Below are 22,820 nucleotides of genomic sequence, written 5' to 3'. Positions count from 1 at the left end.
GTGATGGGAATGGGTCAATATGGATGAGCAATTGCCCCGGTTCATTCCTCGCGTTATTGATCGCTTGCAGTCAATTGAAGGAATTGTCGCGATCGCTCTGGGCGGTTCAAGGGCACAAGGCAACCATACACCCAAGTCAGATGTGGATCTGGGAATTTATTACCAGCCAGAGAATCCACCTGATCTGATTGCTCTCAACCACCTTGCCTCCGAAGTGGACGACGACCATCGCACGAATCTCATTACTCCAATTGGTGAATGGGGAAAGTGGATGAATGGTGGTGGCTGGCTCAAGGTAGACGGTGTTCCTGTCGATTTCCTCTACCGTGATGTAGCTCAGGTCAATCAGGTCATTCATGACTGCCATACCGGACAAATTACAATTGATTATCAGCCTGGACACCCCCACGGCTTTGTGTCCTCGATCTACATGGGTGAAGTCGCCCTTTGTCTGCCGCTTCACGATCCAGATGGCATTTTAGCTGCTTTGAAAGCTAAGACAACGCTCTATCCGGTTAGCCTTAAAGGGGCAACAATTGATAAGTTTGCCTGGGAAATCAGTTTTTCCCTGTTCGTTGCTCAAAAGGCAGTTGCACGAGGTGATGTTGCCTATGCCGCAGGCTGTTGTTTTTGCAGTGTAGCGTGTATGAATCAGGTACTCTTCACCCTCAATGAAACGTACCTATTAAATGAGAAAGGTGCAGTGGCACTTGCTAACCGCTTTGCGCTCTGTCCATCGGACTATCAACGACGAGTTGAGTCGGTGTTTGCGTTGTTGACTCCTGATGCAACATCAATCATGGAAGCGATCGCCATTCTTAACAGAATTGAGCAAGAATTGAGTCAATGGTATGGCGATAGACGGTTGGAAATGTAAAGCTCACTTAACAGGATTGCTACGGAGCGATTGCAGCAAGACAGCTAATATCTCACAACGAAGTGTAGGCTCGCAGTTGGGCATACAAAGCACTTGCCTGTTTCAATGTTGGGGTGGTTGGGTCAGATGCCTGCACCATTAAAATTTGCTCCCGTTGTGCCATTGAGCCAGAGCCAAACGCCAGAAATAAGTCGCCATTTGGAGTTGGAACTGTGGTACAGGCTTCTAAGTCCAACTTAAAGCGTTTATTACCGCGCAAGTCATCAAACTGCCGCGCTCCTGCTTCTCCCGCAGCAAGGGTGATTGCCTCAACGGTCAGGCTGTCTGGATCAATGAACACCAGAAAGTTGGCATCATCTTGAACTAGAGCAAGTTTATCGCCCAACCAACTGAGGCTGGAACCGGCGCGAACATGGGCGGGACGATCGTTCGATAAATCGGCTCCTTGACTGTAGAACAGCGAGATTCTTTTTTGCACGATCGCCTTCAGTGCCGGATCTCGCTTGGCTTGAATTATCGAAACTGTGGCTTCACTCAACGCCTTTCCTCCCATCATGATCCTGTATGCTAATTCAATTTTGGGGCTGTTATTTCTTGTCCTGCCTGATGCAGAAGCAAGTGCTTCACAGGACCTTGCGAATCTCGAATGAAGGTAATTTGAGCATCGACTTCGGTAATGAAAAATTGAGTCTCTGTTTCTGCAAATAACTCAACCTGAGATTGACCAGTGGCTTGAGCATAGAGTCGATCGCGTTCTTTTGTAATGGTGAGGATAAAGTCTGAAGCGATTTCATAGCGTCCCACATAGGCATCAAACAGGTTGGGATCAACAGGGATTGCCTGACGCTGTTTGGGGGGATGATGTTTAGCCAAAGGATAACGTGGTTCCAGCAGATGCAAGCCAATATCATTGACATCATTCTCTGAATTCGATAGCACGACAATTCCTAATCGCTTCTGTTTCACAAACCCCAAAAAGCTGCGAAATCCACCTGTGCCACCGTCATGGAAGATGATTTCCGTCTCATGATGATTCAAGATGTGCCAACCCAGGGCGATCGCCATTCCGAGTGTTTCCGTTGGCGCTTGAACCACATGAGTTTTCTGGAGGATTGGATTTAACGGGGAAGATCCAAGCTGTAAATTTGCTGCCAGGAATTTGAGCAAATCGTTTGCGGTAGCTCGCAAGGCTCCTGCACCTGCCAGGGTTGACAAATCCCAGTAAGGAACGGGTTGACCGAGGAGATTATGTCCGGTTGCAAATCGAGCATGTTGCTCTGTAGTCAGTTGAATGCTCGTATCACTCATTTGCAGCGGTTGAGTAATCTGGGTTGTAATGAGCGTTTCGTAATCCATGCCTGTTTTAAGGCTGAGAAGATGCCCCAGCAACCCTGCGCCTAGATTTGAATATTCGTACTGACTGCCAATGTCTCGTGACAATGGGTAGTTGGATAAAAACGCATACAACTGTTCGACGGAGTAATCGACATAGGGATTACTCATATCCGCTGGGGCAAAGTTATCAGGTAAACGGGGCAGCCCAGATGTATGGGTTGCTAAATTCAGCAAGGAAATTTCTTGACCATTGTGAGTGGGTACTTTCACAGCGTCAGGCAGAAGCGTGGAGATGCGATCGCCCAACTTAAGAGTGCCTTGTTTCACCAGATTCGCCAGCTCTAGCGCCGTAAACACTTTGGTAATTGAACCAATTTCAAACAGGGTGTTGCCATCCACTGGACAGGAATTCGTCTGAGCCTGATTCCCATAGGCAATGATACGCTCTCCTCTCTCATCAATCACTCCTACGACAATCCCAACACTTTGTTTCTCCTGATCGATGCGTTGTTCTAGGATGGCTTCAATTTCGCTATCTACCGGAACAGGTTGATTAGTCGTCATATCCTCAAGCTCCATTGCACCAGGCATTCAAGAAGTCAGTGTAAGACATTCTACGAATTACGAATTGCTGCAAAGCTGCGGAGTCGCTTACCAAATCGACGAAACCAAAATTTACAGCAAAATTGATTCAGAAAATCAGGAATTAGTTAGGGTGAGGGTGGAGTTTTTCTGTAGAACTTCTCAAGGAGGTGGACGATGACTGTATTGTTAGCCGATCGCGTCACGGCAAAGACGCTCACCCTTCAATCGCAAGACACAGGAAGTCTCGTTCACTCCTGCACCATTTCGGCAAGATGATGCGGACTCTTCTGTGAACCTTGCAGTGCACAAGTTATCACAGAAAGGAAATCCAATGAATTTAGAACAATTAGGCTGGAGCGATCGCTATGCTCACAGCTTGAAACCCTACTGCGAACAAGCATTTGCAGTAGGTCGAGTTGCTGTTGAATATCGCCAGACGTACCTGCTTTACACCGAGCAGGGTGAGCAATTGGCGGAAGTTTCTGGCAAGCTCAGACATCAAACTACTGACCTTCAAGACTTCCCAGCCGTTGGAGACTGGGTCGTGATTCAGTCCAGACCCACAGACCATCGCGCCACCATTCACGCAATCTTGCCGCGCATGAGCAAATTTTCTCGCAAAGTTGCAGGCAGTAAAACTGAGGAACAGGTGATTGCTGCCAATGTCGATACCGTATTTATTGTTTCCGGACTGGATGGCGATTTGAACCTGAGACGGATTGAACGCTATTTGATTCTGGCATGGGAAAGTGGTGCCAATCCGGTGATTGTGTTGAATAAGGCAGATCTTTGTTTGCAGGTTGCACAACAGGTGGCAGCAGTCGAAGCGATCGCCATTGGTGTTCCAGTCATTGCTTTGAGTGCCGCACAACAACAGGGAATGGATGCCCTCCAACCCTATCTGCAATCCGGTCAAACGATCGCTCTACTGGGATCGTCAGGTGTGGGAAAATCCACGATCGCGAATCAACTGAACGGTGAGCCAATTCAAACAGTACAAGCCGTTCGCCAAGGAGACGATCGCGGGAAACATACAACCACGCATCGCCAGTTGATTCTGCTCCCGTCTGGTGCGTTGATGATCGACACACCTGGAATGCGAGAACTTCAGGTATGGTCAGGCACAGAGGGATTGCCAGAAACCTTTCCAGAGATTGAAACATTGGCGCAGCAGTGTCATTTTCGCGATTGCCAACACCAACAAGAACCCGGTTGCGCCGTGCAACAGGCACTGGTTGACGGACACCTTGACCAAGGGCGTTTCCTGAACTATCAGAAATTGCAGCGGGAACTGCACTATCTGACTCGCAAGCAAGATCAACGGGCAGCCCTGGCAGAGAAGGAGCGGTGGAAGAAAATTCATAAATCGCTCCGCAACCACCCCAAATATCAGGAATGATGGTTCGCTGAACACTCCAGCAGTGACCTAGACTAAATCTGTCACCGCACCTAAACTACTCGTGGAAACCAATTTGGCATACTTGGCAAGTACACCTCTTGTGTAGCGTGGCAAAGGTGGTTTCCAGATCGCACGGCGCTGTTCAAGTTCTGTCTCTGACACATGTAGATGCAGCGATCTCGCTGGGACATCGATGGTAATTTCATCCCCTTCCTGCACCAGGGCAATGGTTCCACCCACAAATGCCTCCGGTGCAACATGACCGACGACCATGCCATACGTCCCACCCGAAAAACGTCCATCGGTGATCAGCCCAACGGAGTCACCTAAGCCCGCACCAATAATTGCTGAAGTCGGAGCCAACATTTCTCGCATTCCCGGTCCACCTTTGGGTCCTTCATAACGAATCACAATGATATCGCCTGCGTTAATTTTGCCTGCAAGAATGGCATCCAGGCAGGCTTCCTCAGATTCAAACACTCGTGCTAGTCCAGTCATTTTAGGATTTTTCACGCCCGTGATTTTAGCAACGGCTCCTTCTATTGCCAAATTACCTTTGAGTATCGCCAAATGACCTTGAGCATAGATGGGATGCCTCCAGGAACGAATCACATCCTGGTCGGCAGGGGGTGCTTCAGGAATGTCTTTGAGACGTTCTGCGATCGTGTCTCCCGTAATCGTCAAACAATCACCGTGCAGCAAATTCTGTGCCAGCAGCATTTTCATCACTTGGGGGATGCCGCCTACCGCATGAAGATCGGTCGCCACATAACGCCCCGATGGTTTGAGGTCACATAGCACCGGAACTCGTTCCCGAATGGTTTCAAAATCATCAATCGTCCAAGGTACTTCAGCCGCATGAGCGATCGCCAGAAAATGTAAAACAGCATTGGTGGAACCCCCAACCGCCATCACAACTGAAACAGCATTTTCGATCGATTGGCGCGTAATAATATCTCGTGGCAAGATCTGCTGGCGGATCGCTTCCACTAATACTTTTCCTGCCAGTGCCGTGTTTGCTGCTTTTTCTGGGGCGATCGTAGACATTGTGGACGAATACATCAAACTCATGCCCATCGCCTCAAAAGCAGCCGACATCGTGTTCGCCGTAAACATGCCGCCACAGGAACCCGATCCTGGACAGGCATTGCGCTCGACGGCATAGAGCATCGCCTCATCAATTCTGCCTGCACTGTATTGCCCAACGGCTTCAAAGGAACTGACTAACGTCAAATCTTGACCCTCTAGATGACCTGGTTTAATCGTGCCACCGTAGACAAAAATGGCTGGAATATTCATGCGTGCGATCGCGATCATCGCACCGGGCATATTTTTATCGCAGCCGCCGATCGCCAGCACTCCATCCATGCTTTGAGCGTTGCAAGCCGTTTCGATCGAGTCTGCAATCACATCGCGGGATACCAGCGAATATTTCATCCCTTCAGTGCCCATTGAAATGCCATCACTGACCGTGATCGTGCCAAATAGTTGAGGCATCGCCTCGGCTGCTCGAATCCCGGCTTCGGCTTCTGTTGCTAGAGGGGCAATTCCCATGTTGCAGGGCGTGATCGTACTGTGAGCACTCGCGATTCCCACAATTGGCTTAGTGAAATCGGCATCCTTAAACCCAACGGCACGCAGCAGGGCACGATTAGGCGATCGCTGTAAACCCTGGGTAATCTTCTGGCTTCTCAAATTCTCTTGCATACTTTCGTCCTCGTGAATGCTCATGATTGATTATTCTTGGAGTATAGAAAGCGTTTTTAGGGATGTCCAATATATGATTTGATGGATTTAAGACGAGAAACATATCAAACATGGAACTGCGTCACCTGCGTTATTTTGTAGCGGTTGCCGAAGAACTGCATTTCAATCGGGCAGCCGAACGGTTGCATATCGCTCAACCCCCACTTAGTCAGCAGATCAAACAATTGGAAACAGAATTAGGGGTCGAACTATTCCATCGACGCACGAAGCGTCAGGTTCAGTTAACCGAGGCAGGACAAGTCTTATTGCAGGCAACTTACCGGATTCTGACTCAAGTAGAACAGGCGGTAAGCGATACTCAACGAGCAGGCAGCGGCGAGAGCGGAACTTTGATGATTGGATTTACCAGTACCGTTGTTTATGACATTTTGCCCGCGATTCTGTCTCAATATCGCGAACAATTTCCGCAAGTGAATCTGGTATTGCAGGAATTGACCACTACTCAACAGGAGGAGGCATTGCAAAATCATCAGATCGAAGTTGGCTTTTGTCATCCACCGCTGAAGGACGATCGCCTCGCATTAGAATCAATTTTGCGAGAACCACTGGTTGTAGCTCTGCCTGAAACACACCCACTCGTAAATGAAACCACAATCTCGATTAATGCACTCGCTGATGAATCCTTCATCTTGTTTCCGCGCCATCTTGGACCAGGTCTCTATGACCAGATCGTGAGCTTCTGTCACCAGGCAAACTTTAGCCCTAAGGTAATGCAGGAGGCGGTTCAAATGCAGACGATTATTGGACTGGTTTCAGCAAAAATGGGAATTGCCTTGGTTCCAGCCTCACTCCAAAATCTGCAACGAGCAGGTGTTGTCTACAAACCGCTACAGGGTGTAACTCCGCAAGTCGAAGTAGCAGTGGTATGGCTGTTGGAGAACGTTTCACCTGTTTTATACGAATTTCTGAAAGTCATTAGACTTTACATCAAGAAGAGATGCGACTGAAATTTCTGTCCAGATGAAAAATTTGAATCTTGATTGAATCTGTTTGCTATTTTACATACTGAACGATGGTCATTTGCTGGTGCAGATGTTGGGGATTTTCAACCTCACCCAGCAGAGCGATCGCGTAATCTTCCGCAGAAATATAGCTTTCACCCTGCTCATTCAACAACAATTGCTTACTACCTACTCGAAATTTGCCCGTTCGTTCACCTGGTTCAAACACGGCTGCTGGACTGAGGAATGTCGATCTAAACCAGAAGCTTTGTAGATTGCTAAAGACCTCGATGCGCCAGAGAAGCCGGATGCGAATGTCTTGTAGAATTGCGCTCAAATCGTTGCAAAATTCCGTTCTGTTTGTTCAGTCTATTGCTGATTACGGTACTGACGAGGAGTAAGTTTTATCGGACGTTGAAAGGCATTGGTGAAATGGCTCTGGTCACAAAACCCGACAACCTGTCCAATTTCACTTAATGATAAGCGTGAGGGCTTCAACAATTGTTTGGCAATCGATCCGACAATGCAAGATTGTGCGTCAAATAATTGTGGGATAAATTGCAATATCATGCCAACTCCAACAGCGATCGGCTAAATTCGCTCGTTGAGCAGCGGTGGTCTTGAAACGACTGTGCTGCCAAATCCAATTGAAATAGCTCACAACCAATCGCGTCGTGACCTTCGATTGCTCCCACACCTTGCCAAACTTATTCTGCCTTCGTTCGCGTAGCGTGCCGCAGGCTTAGCCACTTGCCCGTCTGTTGCCTGACAATGCCGTTGGTGCGCTCCAATCGCTGTGTGCTGTCTTTGCCGATGTAGTGCAGGATCTCAGGGGGTAGCACCCGCTCATACCCACCCCATAGAGCTTCGCTCCGCCAAAGGCGTACGTCACTATTCCAACGTTTACAATCGGTTTTCCCTTGAGTGGTCACAATCAACGCCTCAATCAGTTCATCAGTATGTTTTCCTACTCATGCCGCTAGAATCAATCCACTGCAATTGGCTAAACTCAACGCAATCCAGCAATCACCCACTTCTAATTCACCGGGGGAGCATTGCTTCTGTTTTTTTGCACAAATGACCCCATCTCATCAGCCGATACCTCTTGGGTTTGAACCGTTTGCACCTGGGCATTATGTACCTGTTGTGCTCTTTGACTAGCAGAGCGAACGAGACTGACGACGGTATTGTATGCCAGTCCGCTAGTGCGACTAATGCCTCGCAGACTGCTGCCTTCGCTGTGAGCCTGGAGAACTTGGCGAATTTGCTCTGGGCTGATGTGACGATGGTAGTAGAGGGTATCAAAGCGTTCGTTAAAGTTTGGCGGCAACCGGGGCAAAAGTACCGTTGGACTCCACTGGGCATCTTGCCGTGTTTATGAACCTTCAAATGTCCACACAACGGGCATTCCATAGGTTGAGTAATAAAGTAGCTGTTTCCTATTTTATCGGAACCCACAGAAATTTAATGCACGATCGGTTCAATTAACTCCCCTTGCCACCCCTCAACCACCGAGCTAGTCCTCTATTTTCAAAGCAGGTCTACTGATGCCCTGTAACTGATTACTGGTGAGGATGAAAACGTGCCTTAGTGAAAAAATGCCTTGATGCCAAAGGTCAAGGAGTTGCCGAAGGGGAAACTGAAATAAATGATCGCGTTGCTCATCTCTGTGGGCTAACTGCGGCAGAAATACAGCAAATCAATGAACATTAAATGATATGAATTCTCAAGTTATTTGGCTACAACAAATATTGGTAGGAATAATAACCGCAGCGTTTGCTAGTTTTTTTACCACCTACCTTAACAATAGGTATCAGCGTTTGAGAGAAGACAGTAAATGGCACAAGGAGAAATTATTTGAAGCCTATTCTAAGTGCCTTTCTACTTCTGTTCTAGCGACTCAGCTTGCAAGAACTAAATTTGGGAATAGTGTAGAACAATCTTCTACAAGAATTGGAGCAATCACTGAACTTTTAACCTCATTAAATATTTTGCTTGTCCTTTGTTCCGGCGAACAAGAAAGTGCAGTGATTGCAGTTAGAGATGAAATTGAACAGCTTCTTCAAAGTAACTCAACCGCTCTTCTTAATATTCTTCCTAAGCCATTAGAAAGTATTAGGGATAAACTCATTCAGCTCATGCAAAGCGACCCGAAATTGAAGGAGTTTGGTCAATAATGCCACTCCCCGTTCGATTGACAACGACCGCCACAGAGTCGAATTTATCCTAACCACGATCATCCAGATCAAGCCTCAAACTGACCTCGACATCGCTACTGGATTCTTCCGCATTGAAGCCTGATTCGTCTGGAAAAAGCTTTCAACCAACTCACTAACCTAAGATTCCTAATCGGTCGTGACCCTACTATCGTAAGGCGGCGAGGATAGTACGCACCTCGTCCGTCTTTTTCCAGTGACTTTTCAGGGGCATCATAGCTATGAACCTTACTATTCCAACGATTGTCTTTGTCATGTTGCACAGTCCAAAGGAACAGAAAAGTCACTATGCACTGGCAGTTGGCAGCAGACTGAAGCTTACGGTGTCTTCAACAGTTCATTGCAAAATGCTTGTAGGGTTGGTTGTTGTTGTTGCTGGGAGACAGGAGTCGCTTTGAACCGTTGGCATTGCCGTCCCCAAGTCGTTTCACGATAGAGCGCCAGTGCTTCTTTGGATAAAGCTTGATGGCATTGTGCTCTTGATAAGGGGGTAAAGCCCTTGCCAGGTTGCCTACCAATGGACTGGCTGAGTAACTCCTTGCAGGGTTGCCAGATCATTTCGGGAAACCAGGCTTCTGTCCAACCATCCTGACTGGTCAACCAGTTTGACTTCGGTTTACCCAGCTTTTTGTCGGCGATCTCTTGGCTTAAAGCTAGCTCGTTACCGAAAGCGGTGACTTGCTTACTGACTTCGTTAAACAAAAAGAATCCTGTTTGACTCTCACCAGCGATGTAGCCCTGGTAGTATTGCCAGCGTCGCAGATGGGAGACATACACTTGCCCATGCTGACTCGGTGGCAGTGTCACGTCAGCATCATCTGCCTTGAGGCAGTCACCATAGGTTTCTTTCCAGCCATCGGCATGGAGAATCAGGTTGCCACCAGGGGTAGACACTTGCCACTCAGCCAACCCAATCGATGCCCGACTCGACTGGGGTGTGAAGGTGAGTGAGAGCACCAGAGCGGCTGTCATCCAGAAAGTCTTACGGCTAGTCATGCTGACCTTTGTGCAAGGAGACGTTTCCTACTGTGATAACCTGCTCGACTCAGTAGTGCCTATAGTCTGACGGCATTCTTTACAGCTTGGGCACACTGAAAGTAACATCATTTGTCTGCACGATCTTATGGCAACCCTGATTCCTGCTTTCAGCACCTGTTCCCAGCGCATGACGGCTGGTGAGCGACGCCTAGCACAACGGTTGGAGGACAAGTTAGAGGCGGATTATCTGCTTTGGTACGATGTCCCAGTGGGGACGAAGCGACTTCATCCCGATTTCATCCTCCTGCATCCCAGTCGAGGGCTGTTTGTGCTGGAGGTCAAGGACTGGAAGTTAAGCACCCTCCAGGGGGAAGCGGATCGTGAGTCCGTCACCATCCTCACTGAAGCAGGCTTCAAAACCGTGCGTAACCCGTTAGAGCAAGCCAGAGATTACCTGATGGTCATCGCTCAACAACTAGGACAGGATAAACTACTGGTGCAAGCTGAGAGCCGTCATCGCGGCAAGCTTGCCTTTCCCTACAGTTACGGTTTAGTCCTGACTAACATTACCCGCAAACAGTTTGAGTCGGCTGGTCTCGAAGCCGTCTTAGAACCGAACCTGGTGTTCTGTCAGGATGAAATGTACGAGAGCGTCGATGCTTATGCGTTTCAACAACGGCTCTGGAACCTCTGCACCTATGAGTTTGGCGAACCGCTGACTCCCACGCAGATTGATCGCATTCGCTGGCACCTGTTCCCAGAAGTGCGGCTTAGCAACAGACAGCTCTCGCTGCTACCCGACCAACCAGACGCATCCACCAAACCGATCATGCTGCCTGACCTTTTGCAAGTGATGGATCTCCAGCAGGAACAACTTGCCCGTAGCTTGGGAGATGGTCATCGGGTCATACATGGCGTAGCGGGTTCTGGTAAGACGCTGATCCTGGTCTATCGTTGCCTGCGCCTGGTAGAAGAAACCACTAAACCGCTTCTGGTGCTGTGTTTCAACGTAACCTTGGCAGCGCGACTACGCCAGATGCTTCACGCCAAAGGCATTGGCTCTGATTGTGTCCATGTCCGGCATTTTCATGGCTGGTGCGGGGAACTGCTCCGGCGGCACCATTTAGCTAAACCTAGCTATAACGAGTTCCAGGGTGAGGCTTACGTGTCCAAGCTGGTACAGCGGGTCATCCAGTCAGTGGACGCGGGTATCATCCCGGCTGGCAGCTACGGTGCGGTCATGATTGATGAAGGGCACGACTTCCGACCAGAGTGGTTCAAACTTGCTGCCCAAATGGTGGACCCAGCGACGAACTCGCTGCTGGTGCTCTATGACGATGCTCAGAATCTTTATGAGCAAAAGGCAAAGCCAACATTCAGCTTTAAGCAAGTCGGCATCCAGGCACAGGGACGGACAACGATTCTCAAGGTTAACTATCGCAATACCAAGGAGATCTTGGCGATCGCTTATGCCTTTGCTCAAGAAGTCATGACTCCGACTGAGGCACGTGAAGAGGATGTCCCACCGCTCATCCAGCCCCAGAGTGCAGGTCGGCATGGACCACCACCAGAGTTAATCAAGCTACCTAGCTTCCGCCACGAAGCTGATTACTTGGCAACACGGTTAGCGCAAATGCATGGGCGTGGTATCCCCTGGAACGAGATGGCGATCGTCTACCGCGCCAAGTGGATGGCAGAGCAGCTCTACGCTTGCTGTCAACACGCCCACATTCCAGTGGAATGGCTGAATCGAGATCAAGACAGTCAGCTCTATGATGCAGCAGCGCCCAGCGTCAAACTGGTGACTATGCATAGCAGTAGGGGGTTAGAGTTTTCGGTCGTCTTCGTCCCTGGGGTGGGCTATCTACCGAACAAACACAACACGCCGGAGGATGAAGCACGCTTGCTGTATGTGGCAATGACGAGAGCGATCGATCAGTTGGTGCTCACGTGCGATCGTGACTCTGCGTTCGTGCAGCGCCTGGAGGAAGTGTTGGCTAGCAAGCACATGGCAACGTTGGGGAGTCACACACTATGAGCATACACAAATTTGCCCAACGCCTTGAGTAGTTGCTGTTGACAGGGGGGATCAAAGGCAACCAGCTTCTTACCCTGCACCAGCAGTTCAAACGCTACCAGCAGGAAGCCATCAGTGATGCAGCGATGCAGACAGAGATCAACGTCGTTGATCCTGATTTGGCGATACAGTCCTGCTGGAAAACAGACCCACGAGACCTTGAGTGAGGTTCACCTGCTGTGCCGAACAGTACGGGCTAAGAGCATCAGCCGTCGCAACAGTGAGGCTTGGAAACCTTAAACAGTGTAATGTGAGAGATCGCCAGCGACAGTAGCCTAACGATGCTTCTTGTAGCGTCGCTGGAATCACAAAACAGCGTAAGTTCGCTTAGTTAAAGGCATCGCTCACTGTCTGTTCTGATGCCGTTCTGAAATGAACTGAGCTTGTGCTTAACGCTAGTTTTTGTTGCCGGGTGAGTTGCTTGATTTGATATTCCCGTTTAAGCGCGGCTGACTGAGTGGGAAAGTGCCAGGAGGCAAGCAGGATAACAGGTAGACGGGTACGTGTGTAGCGAGCGCCCTTGCCAGTGTTATGCACCGCCACCCGTTGTGGCACATTTTTGGCATAACCCGTGTAGAGCGTGCCGTCAGCGCATTGCACAAGATAAACATAATGGCTCATGGAATATGCTCAATGCCTATATCGTTCGTTGCCCATCAAGCCTAGTCGTCTCTTGATCGGAGCGATGGTCATTCATTCGCCAGCCGCATCTGTTGCGATAACGAAGACAGACCGATGCTGACCAAGATCGTTTCTAGGCGGGTTTACCGAGAAAATCTCGTTTACCCAGTGCAACGCCATGATGCCTGAGAATGTCATAAGCCGTGGTGACATGAAAATAGACGTTCGGTAACACAAAGTATTGGAGATACAGTAAACCCTCAAAGACCATCGTTTCTTCACCGACTGGTAGGGAAATTGACCGTGCCTCAGAACCATCAATTTGATCAGCGGGCAACGTTTCCAGATAGGTGACGGCTTGCTGTAGCCGTGCAATGAGTTCCGGAAAGGTCGATTCCTTGTCTTCCATGGAGGGAGCAACTAAGCCTGCCAGTCTGGCGGCGCCTCTACAAGCGATATCAGAAGCGATTTGTACCTGCCGCCCTAGCGGAAACATATCGGCATAGAGTCGGCTGTTAATCAAGAGCGCTGGTTCAATTTTTTGGGCTTCAGCATGGGCTGCACCCTTTTCTAAGATCACCACGAGATTGTTGAGTGCGCGTATCAGCGACGGCACAGAGGCTTGATACATCGAAATGGGCATGAGCATGGCTCTTAAAAGCTGATCATAGCAGTATTGTCTGTTGGCAGGGGTTGCCCTGTCGGGAACGCTCGCTCAGGAGCACGCCAGGATCAAGTTGATGCTGGATGAGTGTAAGCATACTGCTCTGACTCGTTCCAGGCTACATGTGCGAAAGCGTAGTCGATCGCTTAAACTACAACAGCAAGTCATGTCCGCGATCAATGCCCTTGCCCCTTACCGCCAGTGCTGTTGTGACTCACGCCAAAATCGTGGGTAGCTTGCTTGCGCTCATGTGGGTGTTAGAGCTTGTAGACCAGGTGTTGTTGCGGCACCGCTTGGATCGCTTCGGCATTGTGCCCCGAACCCAGATTGGACTGCGGGGCATTGTGTTTGCGCCCCTACTGCACGGGACTTGGCAGCACTTGATAGCAAATACAATTCCATTCGCTGTGCTTGGCTGGTTGACCCTCTTGCATGGCGTTACCGAATTTACGATCGCGACGGCTGTGATCTGGTTGGTGAATGGTGTGGGCGTTTGGCTTTTGGCAGCCCCCCGTACCCTACACATTGGCGCAAGCGGCATCGTTTTTGGCTATTTCGGCTTTTTGCTGTCCCGGAGCTACTTCGAGCAAGACCTGCTCTCGGCTGGCATTGCGATCGTGGTGGCGTTGCTTTACGGTCCACTGATCTGGGGTATTTTGCCGTCCCGGCGACGTGGTATCTCCTGGCAAGGACATCTGTTTGGCTTGGTCGGCGGCATCCTCACAGCGCGTTATTTGCCAGAACTGAAGCAATGGTTTGCCACGTTCCAAGGCTAGCCGTTAAGACTAAGAAGCGCTGCTGCCATAACCGTGGCTAGGGGCGGGATGACGGCTCTAAACGTGCCGATGCCAAAGCGCCTGTGAATTCACAGGCGCTTTGGCTCTAGCATACGCCTTACCGCTAAGGGGGCACTTCTACACCTGCTGTCCAAGCACCGTTCTGAGATGGAGCCGGACTTTGGTATCGACCAGTTGATTCCCGATCGCCAGTCGTTCACCACTGATCCAGACTGCCTGCGGTTGGAACCGATAGATGCGGCGAGGGGATGCCTCCAAGTAGTCTTGTGGGGTGCGCTTAGGGTCTCTGCCAGCACGCTTAAACAGCAGTTTCATGCTGGACAGCACCCGGTCTGGCTCGACTTCAGCAGCGCTACCGCTCAAGTACAACCCTTTGCCACTGCCCTCACTCACGCTGGAGTCATAGATGGCGATCGCAGCTCGCCCCTGGTTGTGGTCGAGATTTTGGGAGTGCTGGGCAGCGATAGTTGAAGACCAGTAGAGGTGCCAGTTTGCGTCATAAGCGAAGAAGACAGGCGAGACCCAGGGCAAACCATCGGCAGAACAAGTAGAGAGGGTGCAGTAGTGAATGCTTGCCATGATTTGGTGTGCCTTGGCAAGTACGTCTGGGTGATCAGACTCCAGTGTATTGATCCAGCCATTGGCAGCGGTAGCGGGAGGCATGAAGTTACTCCTAAAGCTCTATGATGCTTGCACTGGCTCCTACGACAGCGAGTGCCCCTTCCTGTCGCTCTGCCGTGTGTTTTGGATCAGAGGCTAAGTTGGTGGCGGTAGACAGACTCAGGTTGGCTTGTCTTAGTGGGCTACTGACAAGACGGCGGCAAGTGCAGACTCAACTGAGTGTAGCGTAGTAATGCAGTCGGTTCGCCCAGATTAGACACTGTTAGCCCCAGCAATCTCACTTTCCTGGTTGGTTCAAGGTGTGACCGCAGCAAGTCCTTTCCCATGCTGGAGAGCGTTGTGGCATCCCGCAATAGCCATGCCACTGTCTGAGCGCGGGTGATCTGCTCATAATCGGCATATTTGACCTTGAGCGTCAGAGTATGACCCTAGCGCTGGTGTTTGTCCATGCGTACTGTCAGCTCCCCTAGCTAGCTTTGCCAATGCTGCCTCCATCCCGTCCAGTGCTTAGAGGAACCGCCGGAAGCTAGCTTTGCCAATGCCGCCTTCATCGCGTCCAGTGCTTAGAGGAACTGCCGGAGAAGGAATTTACCAAACCAAACGTCCTGACTCTGGTGGAAAATCTACGGCATCTCAGCCCTGAAGAGCGGCAACAGATTTTCAAATTGGTAGAGGGAGCGTAGTTTCTTGAGGGACTGGGGATTACTTACAGTTGCCAGTCTCTCAGCTTGCGATCATGGGGTTGAGTTAAAGCAATCGGGAGAGTTCTATGGCAATGGTTTTGGGTCAACTGTATCAAGTGGATGGGTAGCCCTAACGGTTCAAGGCAAAGAAAATGCGATAAAGCGCAGGGTGAAGAAAAAATAGTCAAGTAGCGCGTAATTTCTAGAAAAAATTGCCGAGAAGAATACAGAGGTTGTTCAGGCAGCTTCTCAATGTTCAACTCATTGCGAGTCAAAAGAATTATGCGTCTATTTAAGCGGAACCGTCAGCCTCATGTCCCTCAATCGCCGCAAGCTGCTTCAGCCCAATCTAGCTTTATTCTGGAACCCATTCTCACTCCCACTGTCGGGATCGACGGCATAGAAGGCACACCGGATCTGGCGATCGTGCACCTCCCCGATCATCCGCTTCCCACAATCGATCTCCCAGATCATCACTCCGCTGACTCTCATGCACTTACTAATGCCCACACTGCGGCAGTCGAAGTCGCGGCTCCAATCCCAGAGATTCACGCAGCTACCGATCTTCAGCATCAGTCCCTAGACTTCCTGACCGCCCCTCCCAGTCTTGAGTCACCCCTATTTGATTCTGGGTTCTTCACCGTAGGCGAATCCGGCACGGTAGACATCGACTACCTGTTTGATGGCGGCGGCTACCAGGGAGAACTTGCAGTCTTTAGTCTGAGTGGAATGGAACGGTTTGAACCCGGATCGCAGGAGTTCATCCACGAAGCTGCTCACCGTGCCCTCAGCAATTCTGACCTCGGTCACATTGTGATTTCAGATGCCACAGAAGGGGCAAGATTCCATAGTGCCCTGATGGGAGAAGGCGACCTGAATTCAGGAGACTATCAGGGAGTGCGATCGTTCCAGATGAGATCGGGCGACACTGTAGGTTTCATGCTGGTTCCCAACGGCGAGATTAAGGATGCGCTGGCTGATCCTAGGATTGGCGGTGATCACCGCCCGCTGTTTTCTATGGCTTCGGCGAACCCAGAGAGTGCGTTCCACACGGGGCAGATTGCCGATATCACCGGGGATAGCAATACCTTTGTGTTTGAGGATTTGCGGGTAGATGGGAAGACCGATCTGGATTACAACGATGCGGTCTTCCAGGTGCGGGGCGCGACGGGTGAGGCGGCACATCTGGATCAGGTAATTGAGCACAACCATGATTGGCGCACCACTAATCCAAGACGTTTAGCGAACCTCATGTACCCTCTTAGCCATTTCAATAGATTGTTTTTTTAGGGGTTTCGCGATCGCTATGCTATACCAAGGGTAGTGTCTAGATGTTGATGCACTTGCTATATCAGAGCGTAACTTCTATCTCAGCAAGGTTCTGCAAACTGTTACAGCTAAACAGGCGTGCTTCACAGACTTTTATATACATCAGAAATTCAAGTTAAAAATTTTGCCATCTACCATCTTGAACCAGGGAGAACTGACTAAGAGCAAGATTTTCCACGCCCAAACAATATCTACAGGAAGTTTTGCCCCTTACCCGAAGCATCAGAAGATCGCAGAGAGATTTCTAACAAACTGGCTTAAGCCAAGACTGGTATCAAAGGGAAAATCAGATGAAGCAGGAAAAGACGGCTTTATATGGATATTTCAACTTTCTACCTGTTTTCAGCCCCAGACTCAGCTTATCTCAGTCTCTTGATTCGCAAAAATGTCTCCAACACTGCCTTTCAGAAGATAATAAATAGCCTGCGAAATTCTGATTCACACTATTTATATTTAGAGCGATTGTACTACTTCATCTTTTCCGAAAAAGGAATTTCAATTAGATTTAACGAATATCGAGTTTAAAAACAAGAACCCACATTTAGAAGTTTGATGGCTCAAAGCTCAAGAAAGGGATTACGATATTTACAATCTCAAGATTGCAACTTTCAATGCAGATATTTACAATCTTGAGATTGTAAATGCTGTCTAGCTCCTCAAATATAGACGCAGCAAGCTTTACGAGGAATTTAATGGGTAAGATCCTGGTTATTTTGAACGGTAAGGGAGGAGTGGGCAAAACCACTACATCTTTTAATATTGCAGCCGTCTTTGCCGAAAAAAGCCGTGTGCTTTTAGTCGATTCAGATTCCCAAGAAAGTGCAACATGGTGGGCGCAACAGGGAAATCAGAACTTTGAAATTGCAACAGAAACTGATCCTGATGTCCTGAAGCACTTAAAAACAGTCGAGGACTATGATTTGATTGTTTGTGATACCCCACCTCACCTGGATAGCAAAACATTCACAACGCTTATCCATACTGGAGATTACATTGTTCTCCCGACCCCTCCAGCCCCTCTGGATATACAAGCTTTAATTACAACCATTCAACTTGCTATCCATCCAGTAGGAGTTCCGCATCGAGTCTGTCTCACAAAAGTTGATCCTCGTAGCATAAATGAAGCAGTGGCAGCTCAAAACACCTTTATGGAAGCTGGAGTGCCTGTCTTTAACACTTTCATTAGAGCCTACAAAGCTCATGAACGTGCCCCTCTCGATGGGCTTCCCATTATTCAATGGAAAGGGAAGAACGGGACAGAAGCTGCTTCAGATTACCGAAGACTTGTAAAAGAATTGACCGAATTGAAGGAGTGGAACTAATGGCACAAAAGCGTAACCTAACCGATCTAATTCGCCAAAATGCATCTGGATTTTCTTCTTCTCCAATTACGCAAACAGTCGCTCCAACAACTGCTTTCAATGAGGAGTTGAATCAAAAAATCCAAGACCTTGAGCGTGAAGTGATTGAGCTTAGACAACAAGCAAGCACCGACCAAGAAAAAGAGTTTTTAGAACAACAGATTCAGGATTTGACTAAGCAATTAGCCGCTGTTGGCGGTGAGCATATTGTTGAAATAGATCTCATTGATCCTGATCCAAATCAACCAAGAACCATTTTCCCGCGCGCGCTGATTGAAGAACGAACAGAGAGTTTAAAGCGAAATGGACAAATTTCTCCAATCATTCTCAATCCTCAAGAGAATGGTAGATATCGGTTATTTGATGGAGCCGTTCGACGGCTATCAGGACCAAAGGCTGGTTTAGCCACTCTGCGTGCAGTACTTCTTCCGCACCATGAGTCTTTAGACGATGCGACTCGTTTTGAACAACAGTTTGTCACAGGAAAAGATACTGAAAAACTTCACGACTTAGATGTCGCAAATGGACTCATTCGTATTATCTATAGCCGCCATCCCCACCTGAAGGAAAAGCAGATTGACTTTCCTAGAACCCTCAACAACGTCATTTATCAAATCAGGAAATTTGGCAAATTGAAGGAATTAACCAAGATGGTAAATAAGCCAATCGAACAGCAAAGAGAGTGGCTCGACAGTCTTGGACTAGAGACATCAGAAGGCAGAGATATTCTGGAAATATTACTTGATCGCCAATTCAACCCAGCTTCAATTTCAGCGAATGTCTTTCCACTCCTTTCGGTAACTGACGATTTGAAAGCTGTGGTTCAAGAAACAGGACTTAGTTCTGGGAAAATCATGGCTGTGAATAAATTGACTGCTGAGGCTCTAACCACCAATGAAGCGGATGCTAAACAAGTTCGCTCACAACTTGCTTATCGCATTGCAGAGCAAGAACTTACTGAAAAAGAAACAAACGACCTCATCCGAAAAACAATTCAGGACCACAACCCCACAGCGCAACAACCAGACCCGATCGCAGAAAAATCGTTAAAGACGGTCAAGCAAATCCAGAACATTAAGCTAGATGAATTCAAACCTGATCAATTAAAAAGCATCCGAGAGTCTTTACAAGAACGTATTCGGAAAATTGACCAGCTTCTTGATGGCAAATAGCTTGGATTCTGACTGGTGCTAAGAGCGCACTCAAAAAAGGACTGGCAGTTATTTAGGCGCTGCTGGAGCAGAAAGATGAGTTTGTCTGGAGGCTAACTCAAGCAGGTATTCGTGTTACTTTAATTCAAGATAGAAAGTAACACGAATACCATGTCAGTAGATAGGGATTTGAAAACCCAGATGTCAGCCCTAGAAGCGGAGCTGGAAACGCTCAAAGGAATGGGGGACTACCTCATCGGAGTCCGAATTGAGCGATCGCCTGCGGGGGGTTCAGCCTCTACCGCTGCTAAGGAAACTTGTAAATATGCAAGACTGCGGGCAGGCAGAGGCAAACTCCTCCCCAATGGCAAAAAAAGCCTTTACATTCCAGTCGAGAAAATTGCTCAGTATCAGGTAGCCTGCGATCGTGGTAGACAAGTGCAGCAGCTTGAACAACGAATTGAATGCATCAAAGCTCAAATTCGGAAAACTGAGCAGTCCCAGTATCGCCGCTGGGATGATAAGAGTCGCAAAGGGCGGAATAATGTCCGGAAGCCGAATCTGCAGGTTACCCATCCGGCGCTTGAGGTCCTTGAGATTGATCCACCTCTACCACCGACCACTCCCGCTGCCATTCTCGTCCTATACCGCCAATCTCCCAATACCCCAGTTCATGCTGTGGCAGCGGAGGTCTGGAAAGGAAGTCAAAAAATTGCCGAAGTCAAGCCTGTACACTGTATGGGAATGAGAGCCGATAAAGTAGCCGACTACATTAAACAACTTCTAACATCCTTGAATCAGCAGTTTGCAGTCACTAAGTTTGAGGATGTGGTTAAGGAAGTTCCGGTTCAGAACTGCCCCGTTATTCCCTGTCCATTGAAGCTTACAGTTCCCGTACCATGAAGCAATTCCTTGGCTGAGTCGATGCCAGTAGAACCGATAGAACTGGATTTGGAGTTGGCGATGCAGCAGGCGATCGCTGATCCGAGTTCTGCCAATTTACATCAACTCCTGCATGGACTAGAGCAATTGCTCGTTGGTTTACCTCAAGATTCTCAGTTGCAGGTCGCCGGTACGATTCTGGCTCAACTCGTTGATATTTATGCCTCCCGCGCTAATGGTCTGCTAGAAGAGTGGGAGGATAAGTACAATCCTGCCCAAGGTGAGCCGATTCTGACGGCTGAGTTGCTGCATGAAGTTTTGCGGCAAAGCATGACGTTGAATCTGGATGAAGTTCTAGAAGCTGCTCCATCATGGCAAGAGAACCCTTCGCCATCAGATTCCCTTGTAAGTGTCGTTGATCAGAGCAACCTGCTAGAGTTTTTAGCCCAAATGGAGCAAGAACAAGTCCAGCAAGATGCGCTTGCCATTGCCCATGATGAAGATATTTCTGCCTGGATTGGGAAAATCTCGCAATGGATGAAAGAGCATCAGAACAGGGAAGTTTCTCTGTTGGAACTTCAGAGATCGCTCCAGATGCCGTTTATTGAAATTTGGTTGGCACTGCTGCTCGGAGGCTATGGGATTGAACAACGGGGCGACTTTTACCAGACTGAAGGCATTTGGGTGAAGTCTTAAAAAGCCCAAATATATTTGATGGAGGCATTCAATCCGTTTTCCTGCAACGTGTCTCCAATTCGAGGAATAGGAATCAAAGGAACTCCGTAGCTGAGATTGACAATCAAGTTTCCCCAGGTCCATTGAACACCTAGCCCTAAAGACGCTAGCGTGTTTCGGTCAAATTCAATGTTCTGGTTACTCCACACATACCCAACATCCAAAAATGGAATTAGTTGTAATTCCATCGTTCGAGTTGAAACAGCTGGATAATGCAATTCGATCGATCCCACAACACCACTATCTCCAAGTAGGGCATCTTGCCGATAACCTCGAACTGTAGAAAGACCTCCAATGCTGAACTGCTCTAAAGGCACTAATGGGCGATCGGCTAACTGAAGATCCGAGCGGAGCAGCAGATAAGGACGTGACCCTAATCGTTGCAAGAATGCGACCTGTCCTCGCCAAACAAAAAAGCGGCTATCTGGTGGAGAGGAGTTGGTTGTCGCACCCAGAACATCTAGCCCAAAACTGAACTGCGATCGCACAAGTAAAACCTGACGATTGCTCCGCTGAGTATATTCCTGAAATACTCGTAGCGCTGAGATGCGCGTCTTGCCACTGTCATCCGCTCCAGCAGAAAGGGGAAAGTCTACGCCTAAAAGTGAGGTGTCGCTCTCCAAACGAGAAGCCGTAATGCCGATCGCGAACTCTTTGAATGACTGAGCCGTGGCGGTTCTGATGATAGGTTGACGGAAGGTTAATTCATATATGCGTGAATTTCCTTGAATGTCAAAATCATCAAACGGTTCCTCAATCACCCGACTGAAAAGGGTGCTGTATCGAAAAGAAACGGTTGCATTACGCAGGCTGACCGGAATGGTATAGTCAATATCAACTTCGTTACTGCCATTGGTATTGGCATAGCCGATTTGCAGCCCATCTCCTAGTCCTAGCAAATTTGCTTGCGTTAGCTGAACCCGCCGCTCAAGCGTCCCAACCGTCGGAGAGCGCCGATTATTGAGTTCTGCTGCGGCTCTGAACGTTGGAGCAGGTTCCAGGTTGATGGTCAAAACACTCAAACCTGTCTGGCTACCAGATTCCAACTTTCCAGAAATCGACAGAATGAGTGGATCTAACTGAAGCAGCCGCAATGCTTCGAGTAGTTTCTTCTCATTCAAGATTGGATTAGCAGCAGTCTCCAGTCTTGGTCTGATGTATTTCGCCAAACGGTGCGAAGCCGTTCCCCCGTTGGGATAATTGCTGTCCGTAATATCAATGCGCTCTAGTTTCCCTTCAATAATCTGGATGGTCACCACACCACCTTGTATCTCAACCGCCTCATTTCCTTCAATTGGGATCAAGGCGGCAGAGGTAATGTATCCCCGGTCAACATAAAGTTGGGTGATGGCAGAGCGAACCTTGAATAACTCAGAGAAGGTGATTCGCCGACCCCTAAAGGGAGCGGTGATGGCATCAAGATCTTGATCGCTCACTATCGTGTTGCCCTGGTACTCAAATCGAGCAACTTCAATAGTGTCTTGAGATTCTAGTGGCTCTGATGGTAAGAGTAGCTGGGGCGATTGATCGAGAGGAGGGGATCGCGGAGTAGGTCGCGGCAGATCTGGTGTTGGAATCGGTCTGGGTAGAACAGGAGATGGCAGTTGGGGTGTCACATTGGGAACTTGAGCGTTAGCGGGAACGCCTGCTGGTAATAAGCCAAGGATGAGAACAGCGAAAAGATAACGATTCAAAACTGACTGAAACTCAGGAACTTTCAGTATTTTTTAAGGCAAAATGGCACCTAAAAAATATATCTATAGAAGTAATTTCGTACTTTCACCAAAGAGAAATTAACAAC

Annotated in this window: 23 protein-coding genes and 2 pseudogenes; 13 read left to right on the top strand and 12 right to left on the bottom strand. The window is 48.8% G+C overall.

Annotated elements, in window-relative coordinates:
* Positions 1 to 19: 19 nt before the first annotated feature.
* Complete coding sequence (locus JOY44_RS25900; protein WP_171576444.1) at positions 20 to 877, top strand: nucleotidyltransferase domain-containing protein; 858 nt, start codon at positions 20 to 22, stop codon at positions 875 to 877.
* 52 nt (positions 878 to 929) lie between these two features.
* Here the strand turns inward: JOY44_RS25900 and JOY44_RS25895 are convergent, their stop codons facing one another.
* Together JOY44_RS25895 and JOY44_RS25890 are read right to left on the bottom strand one after the other, a co-directional pair.
* Positions 930 to 1,433, bottom strand: coding sequence for a DUF6929 family protein (locus tag JOY44_RS25895; RefSeq protein ID WP_171576443.1), 504 nt, complete (start codon positions 1,431 to 1,433; stop codon positions 930 to 932).
* Positions 1,434 to 1,444: 11 nt separating this feature from the next.
* Positions 1,445 to 2,803, bottom strand: a complete 1,359-nt coding sequence (locus JOY44_RS25890; RefSeq protein ID WP_242541880.1) for a serine hydrolase — start codon at positions 2,801 to 2,803, stop codon at positions 1,445 to 1,447.
* A 325-nt stretch (positions 2,804 to 3,128) separates the two neighbouring features.
* Between JOY44_RS25890 and rsgA the strand changes: the two genes are divergently transcribed.
* A complete protein-coding gene (gene rsgA, locus JOY44_RS25885; RefSeq protein WP_171576441.1) occupies positions 3,129 to 4,196 on the top strand; it encodes a ribosome small subunit-dependent GTPase A in 1,068 nt (355 codons plus the stop codon).
* Between the two features lie 27 nt (positions 4,197 to 4,223).
* Here the strand turns inward: rsgA and ilvD are convergent, their stop codons facing one another.
* Complete coding sequence (gene ilvD / locus JOY44_RS25880) at positions 4,224 to 5,903, bottom strand: dihydroxy-acid dehydratase (RefSeq protein WP_171576596.1); 1,680 nt, start codon at positions 5,901 to 5,903, stop codon at positions 4,224 to 4,226.
* Positions 5,904 to 6,013: 110 nt separating this feature from the next.
* Here ilvD and JOY44_RS25875 point away from each other — a divergent pair, with 110 nt between their 5' ends.
* Positions 6,014 to 6,910 carry a LysR family transcriptional regulator gene (locus tag JOY44_RS25875; protein WP_171576440.1) on the top strand — a complete coding sequence of 299 codons (897 nt, stop codon included), beginning with the start codon at positions 6,014 to 6,016 and terminating at the stop codon, positions 6,908 to 6,910.
* A gap of 46 nt (positions 6,911 to 6,956) precedes the next feature.
* Here JOY44_RS25875 and JOY44_RS25870 read toward each other — a convergent pair.
* From JOY44_RS25870 to JOY44_RS25860, 3 genes and pseudogenes are all read right to left on the bottom strand, one after another.
* Positions 6,957 to 7,154: pseudogene (locus tag JOY44_RS25870) on the bottom strand (NAD-dependent epimerase); the annotation flags it as partial.
* A gap of 119 nt (positions 7,155 to 7,273) precedes the next feature.
* Positions 7,274 to 7,474 (bottom strand): helix-turn-helix domain-containing protein, encoded by a 201-nt coding sequence (locus JOY44_RS33090; protein ID WP_415881136.1) that lies wholly within the window; start codon positions 7,472 to 7,474, stop codon positions 7,274 to 7,276.
* Positions 7,443 to 8,317 (bottom strand): annotated as a pseudogene (locus JOY44_RS25860) (transposase-like zinc-binding domain-containing protein). Before JOY44_RS25860 ends, JOY44_RS33090 begins: the two are co-directional and overlap by 32 nt.
* Before the next feature lie 177 nt (positions 8,318 to 8,494).
* Between JOY44_RS25860 and JOY44_RS32540 the strand changes: the two are divergent.
* Positions 8,495 to 8,617, top strand: coding sequence for a hypothetical protein (locus JOY44_RS32540; RefSeq protein ID WP_281063344.1), 123 nt, complete (start codon positions 8,495 to 8,497; stop codon positions 8,615 to 8,617).
* A 5-nt stretch (positions 8,618 to 8,622) separates the two neighbouring features.
* Positions 8,623 to 9,081, top strand: a complete 459-nt coding sequence (locus JOY44_RS25855) for a hypothetical protein (RefSeq protein ID WP_171576437.1) — start codon at positions 8,623 to 8,625, stop codon at positions 9,079 to 9,081.
* A 357-nt stretch (positions 9,082 to 9,438) separates the two neighbouring features.
* On the opposite strand, the gene JOY44_RS25850 is transcribed toward JOY44_RS25855, so the two are convergent.
* Entirely contained in the window at positions 9,439 to 10,116 is a 678-nt protein-coding gene (locus JOY44_RS25850; protein WP_171576436.1) for a hypothetical protein, read from the bottom strand.
* Between the two features lie 127 nt (positions 10,117 to 10,243).
* Here JOY44_RS25850 and JOY44_RS25845 point away from each other — a divergent pair, with 127 nt between their 5' ends.
* Both JOY44_RS25845 and JOY44_RS25840 read left to right on the top strand, forming a co-directional pair.
* The gene (locus tag JOY44_RS25845) at positions 10,244 to 12,136 is read left to right on the top strand and encodes a 3'-5' exonuclease (RefSeq protein WP_171576435.1); all 1,893 of its coding nucleotides are present in this window, start codon (positions 10,244 to 10,246) and stop codon (positions 12,134 to 12,136) included.
* 38 nt (positions 12,137 to 12,174) lie between these two features.
* A complete protein-coding gene (locus JOY44_RS25840) occupies positions 12,175 to 12,342 on the top strand; it encodes a hypothetical protein (protein WP_203032181.1) in 168 nt (55 codons plus the stop codon).
* Positions 12,343 to 12,502: 160 nt separating this feature from the next.
* On the opposite strand, the gene JOY44_RS25835 is transcribed toward JOY44_RS25840, so the two are convergent.
* Positions 12,503 to 12,796, bottom strand: a complete 294-nt coding sequence (locus tag JOY44_RS25835; protein WP_171576434.1) for a GIY-YIG nuclease family protein — start codon at positions 12,794 to 12,796, stop codon at positions 12,503 to 12,505.
* A 133-nt stretch (positions 12,797 to 12,929) separates the two neighbouring features.
* Complete coding sequence (locus JOY44_RS25830; protein WP_171576433.1) at positions 12,930 to 13,439, bottom strand: DUF1993 family protein; 510 nt, start codon at positions 13,437 to 13,439, stop codon at positions 12,930 to 12,932.
* Positions 13,440 to 13,639: 200 nt separating this feature from the next.
* Here JOY44_RS25830 and JOY44_RS25825 point away from each other — a divergent pair, with 200 nt between their 5' ends.
* Positions 13,640 to 14,236: a rhomboid family intramembrane serine protease gene (locus tag JOY44_RS25825; RefSeq protein ID WP_171576595.1), complete on the top strand. Its 597-nt coding sequence runs from the start codon at positions 13,640 to 13,642 to the stop codon at positions 14,234 to 14,236.
* Between the two features lie 138 nt (positions 14,237 to 14,374).
* Here JOY44_RS25825 and JOY44_RS25820 read toward each other — a convergent pair whose 3' ends face one another.
* Both JOY44_RS25820 and JOY44_RS25815 read right to left on the bottom strand, forming a co-directional pair.
* The gene (locus tag JOY44_RS25820) at positions 14,375 to 14,920 is read right to left on the bottom strand and encodes a pyridoxamine 5'-phosphate oxidase family protein (protein WP_171576432.1); all 546 of its coding nucleotides are present in this window, start codon (positions 14,918 to 14,920) and stop codon (positions 14,375 to 14,377) included.
* Positions 14,921 to 15,060: 140 nt separating this feature from the next.
* A complete protein-coding gene (locus JOY44_RS25815; RefSeq protein ID WP_171576594.1) occupies positions 15,061 to 15,297 on the bottom strand; it encodes a hypothetical protein in 237 nt (78 codons plus the stop codon).
* Between the two features lie 516 nt (positions 15,298 to 15,813).
* Here JOY44_RS25815 and JOY44_RS25810 point away from each other — a divergent pair.
* From JOY44_RS25810 to JOY44_RS25790, 5 genes are all read left to right on the top strand, one after another.
* Positions 15,814 to 16,851 carry a DUF4114 domain-containing protein gene (locus JOY44_RS25810; protein ID WP_242541878.1) on the top strand — a complete coding sequence of 346 codons (1,038 nt, stop codon included), beginning with the start codon at positions 15,814 to 15,816 and terminating at the stop codon, positions 16,849 to 16,851.
* Between the two features lie 731 nt (positions 16,852 to 17,582).
* The gene (locus JOY44_RS25805; RefSeq protein ID WP_171576430.1) at positions 17,583 to 18,212 is read left to right on the top strand and encodes a ParA family protein; all 630 of its coding nucleotides are present in this window, start codon (positions 17,583 to 17,585) and stop codon (positions 18,210 to 18,212) included.
* A complete protein-coding gene (locus JOY44_RS25800) occupies positions 18,212 to 19,423 on the top strand; it encodes a ParB/RepB/Spo0J family partition protein (RefSeq protein ID WP_171576429.1) in 1,212 nt (403 codons plus the stop codon). The genes JOY44_RS25805 and JOY44_RS25800 overlap by 1 nt, the downstream gene beginning before the upstream one ends.
* A gap of 150 nt (positions 19,424 to 19,573) precedes the next feature.
* Positions 19,574 to 20,305 carry a hypothetical protein gene (locus tag JOY44_RS25795; protein ID WP_171576428.1) on the top strand — a complete coding sequence of 244 codons (732 nt, stop codon included), beginning with the start codon at positions 19,574 to 19,576 and terminating at the stop codon, positions 20,303 to 20,305.
* A gap of 21 nt (positions 20,306 to 20,326) precedes the next feature.
* On the top strand, positions 20,327 to 20,980 hold the full coding sequence (locus JOY44_RS25790; protein WP_171576427.1) for a hypothetical protein: 654 nt from the start codon (positions 20,327 to 20,329) through the stop codon (positions 20,978 to 20,980).
* On the opposite strand, the gene JOY44_RS25785 is transcribed toward JOY44_RS25790, so the two are convergent.
* The gene (locus tag JOY44_RS25785) at positions 20,977 to 22,713 is read right to left on the bottom strand and encodes a ShlB/FhaC/HecB family hemolysin secretion/activation protein (protein WP_171576426.1); all 1,737 of its coding nucleotides are present in this window, start codon (positions 22,711 to 22,713) and stop codon (positions 20,977 to 20,979) included. The two genes, JOY44_RS25790 and JOY44_RS25785, sit on opposite strands and share 4 nt — an antisense overlap.
* Between the last annotated feature and the right edge of the window lie 107 nt (positions 22,714 to 22,820).

The organism is Leptolyngbya sp. Cla-17 (genome assembly GCF_016807185.1).
Taxonomy (GTDB): domain Bacteria; phylum Cyanobacteriota; class Cyanobacteriia; order Leptolyngbyales; family Leptolyngbyaceae; genus ULC077BIN1.
Note: the sequence above shows the minus strand (reverse complement) of the source record. Positions and strands in the feature narration are given on the sequence as shown.

Bases quoted from the DNA above. Each gene is read 5' to 3' on its own strand.
- rsgA (WP_171576441.1), top strand. From the start codon at position 3,129: ATGAATTTAGAACAATTAGGCTGGAGCGATCGCTATGCTCACAGCTTG.
- JOY44_RS25900 (WP_171576444.1), top strand. From the start codon at position 20: ATGGATGAGCAATTGCCCCGGTTCATTCCTCGCGTTATTGATCGCTTG.
- JOY44_RS25795 (WP_171576428.1), top strand. From the start codon at position 19,574: ATGTCAGTAGATAGGGATTTGAAAACCCAGATGTCAGCCCTAGAAGCG.
- JOY44_RS25855 (WP_171576437.1), top strand. From the start codon at position 8,623: ATGAATTCTCAAGTTATTTGGCTACAACAAATATTGGTAGGAATAATA.
- JOY44_RS25800 (WP_171576429.1), top strand. From the start codon at position 18,212: ATGGCACAAAAGCGTAACCTAACCGATCTAATTCGCCAAAATGCATCT.
- JOY44_RS33090 (WP_415881136.1), bottom strand. From the start codon at position 7,474: ATGATATTGCAATTTATCCCACAATTATTTGACGCACAATCTTGCATT.
- JOY44_RS25805 (WP_171576430.1), top strand. From the start codon at position 17,583: ATGGGTAAGATCCTGGTTATTTTGAACGGTAAGGGAGGAGTGGGCAAA.
- JOY44_RS25890 (WP_242541880.1), bottom strand. From the start codon at position 2,803: ATGCCTGGTGCAATGGAGCTTGAGGATATGACGACTAATCAACCTGTT.
- ilvD (WP_171576596.1), bottom strand. From the start codon at position 5,903: ATGCAAGAGAATTTGAGAAGCCAGAAGATTACCCAGGGTTTACAGCGA.
- JOY44_RS25810 (WP_242541878.1), top strand. From the start codon at position 15,814: ATGTTCAACTCATTGCGAGTCAAAAGAATTATGCGTCTATTTAAGCGG.
- JOY44_RS25835 (WP_171576434.1), bottom strand. From the start codon at position 12,796: ATGAGCCATTATGTTTATCTTGTGCAATGCGCTGACGGCACGCTCTAC.
- JOY44_RS25820 (WP_171576432.1), bottom strand. From the start codon at position 14,920: ATGCCTCCCGCTACCGCTGCCAATGGCTGGATCAATACACTGGAGTCT.
- JOY44_RS25830 (WP_171576433.1), bottom strand. From the start codon at position 13,439: ATGCCCATTTCGATGTATCAAGCCTCTGTGCCGTCGCTGATACGCGCA.
- JOY44_RS25895 (WP_171576443.1), bottom strand. From the start codon at position 1,433: ATGATGGGAGGAAAGGCGTTGAGTGAAGCCACAGTTTCGATAATTCAA.
- JOY44_RS25850 (WP_171576436.1), bottom strand. From the start codon at position 10,116: ATGACTAGCCGTAAGACTTTCTGGATGACAGCCGCTCTGGTGCTCTCA.
- JOY44_RS25845 (WP_171576435.1), top strand. From the start codon at position 10,244: ATGGCAACCCTGATTCCTGCTTTCAGCACCTGTTCCCAGCGCATGACG.
- JOY44_RS25825 (WP_171576595.1), top strand. From the start codon at position 13,640: ATGCCCTTGCCCCTTACCGCCAGTGCTGTTGTGACTCACGCCAAAATC.
- JOY44_RS25790 (WP_171576427.1), top strand. From the start codon at position 20,327: ATGCCAGTAGAACCGATAGAACTGGATTTGGAGTTGGCGATGCAGCAG.
- JOY44_RS25875 (WP_171576440.1), top strand. From the start codon at position 6,014: ATGGAACTGCGTCACCTGCGTTATTTTGTAGCGGTTGCCGAAGAACTG.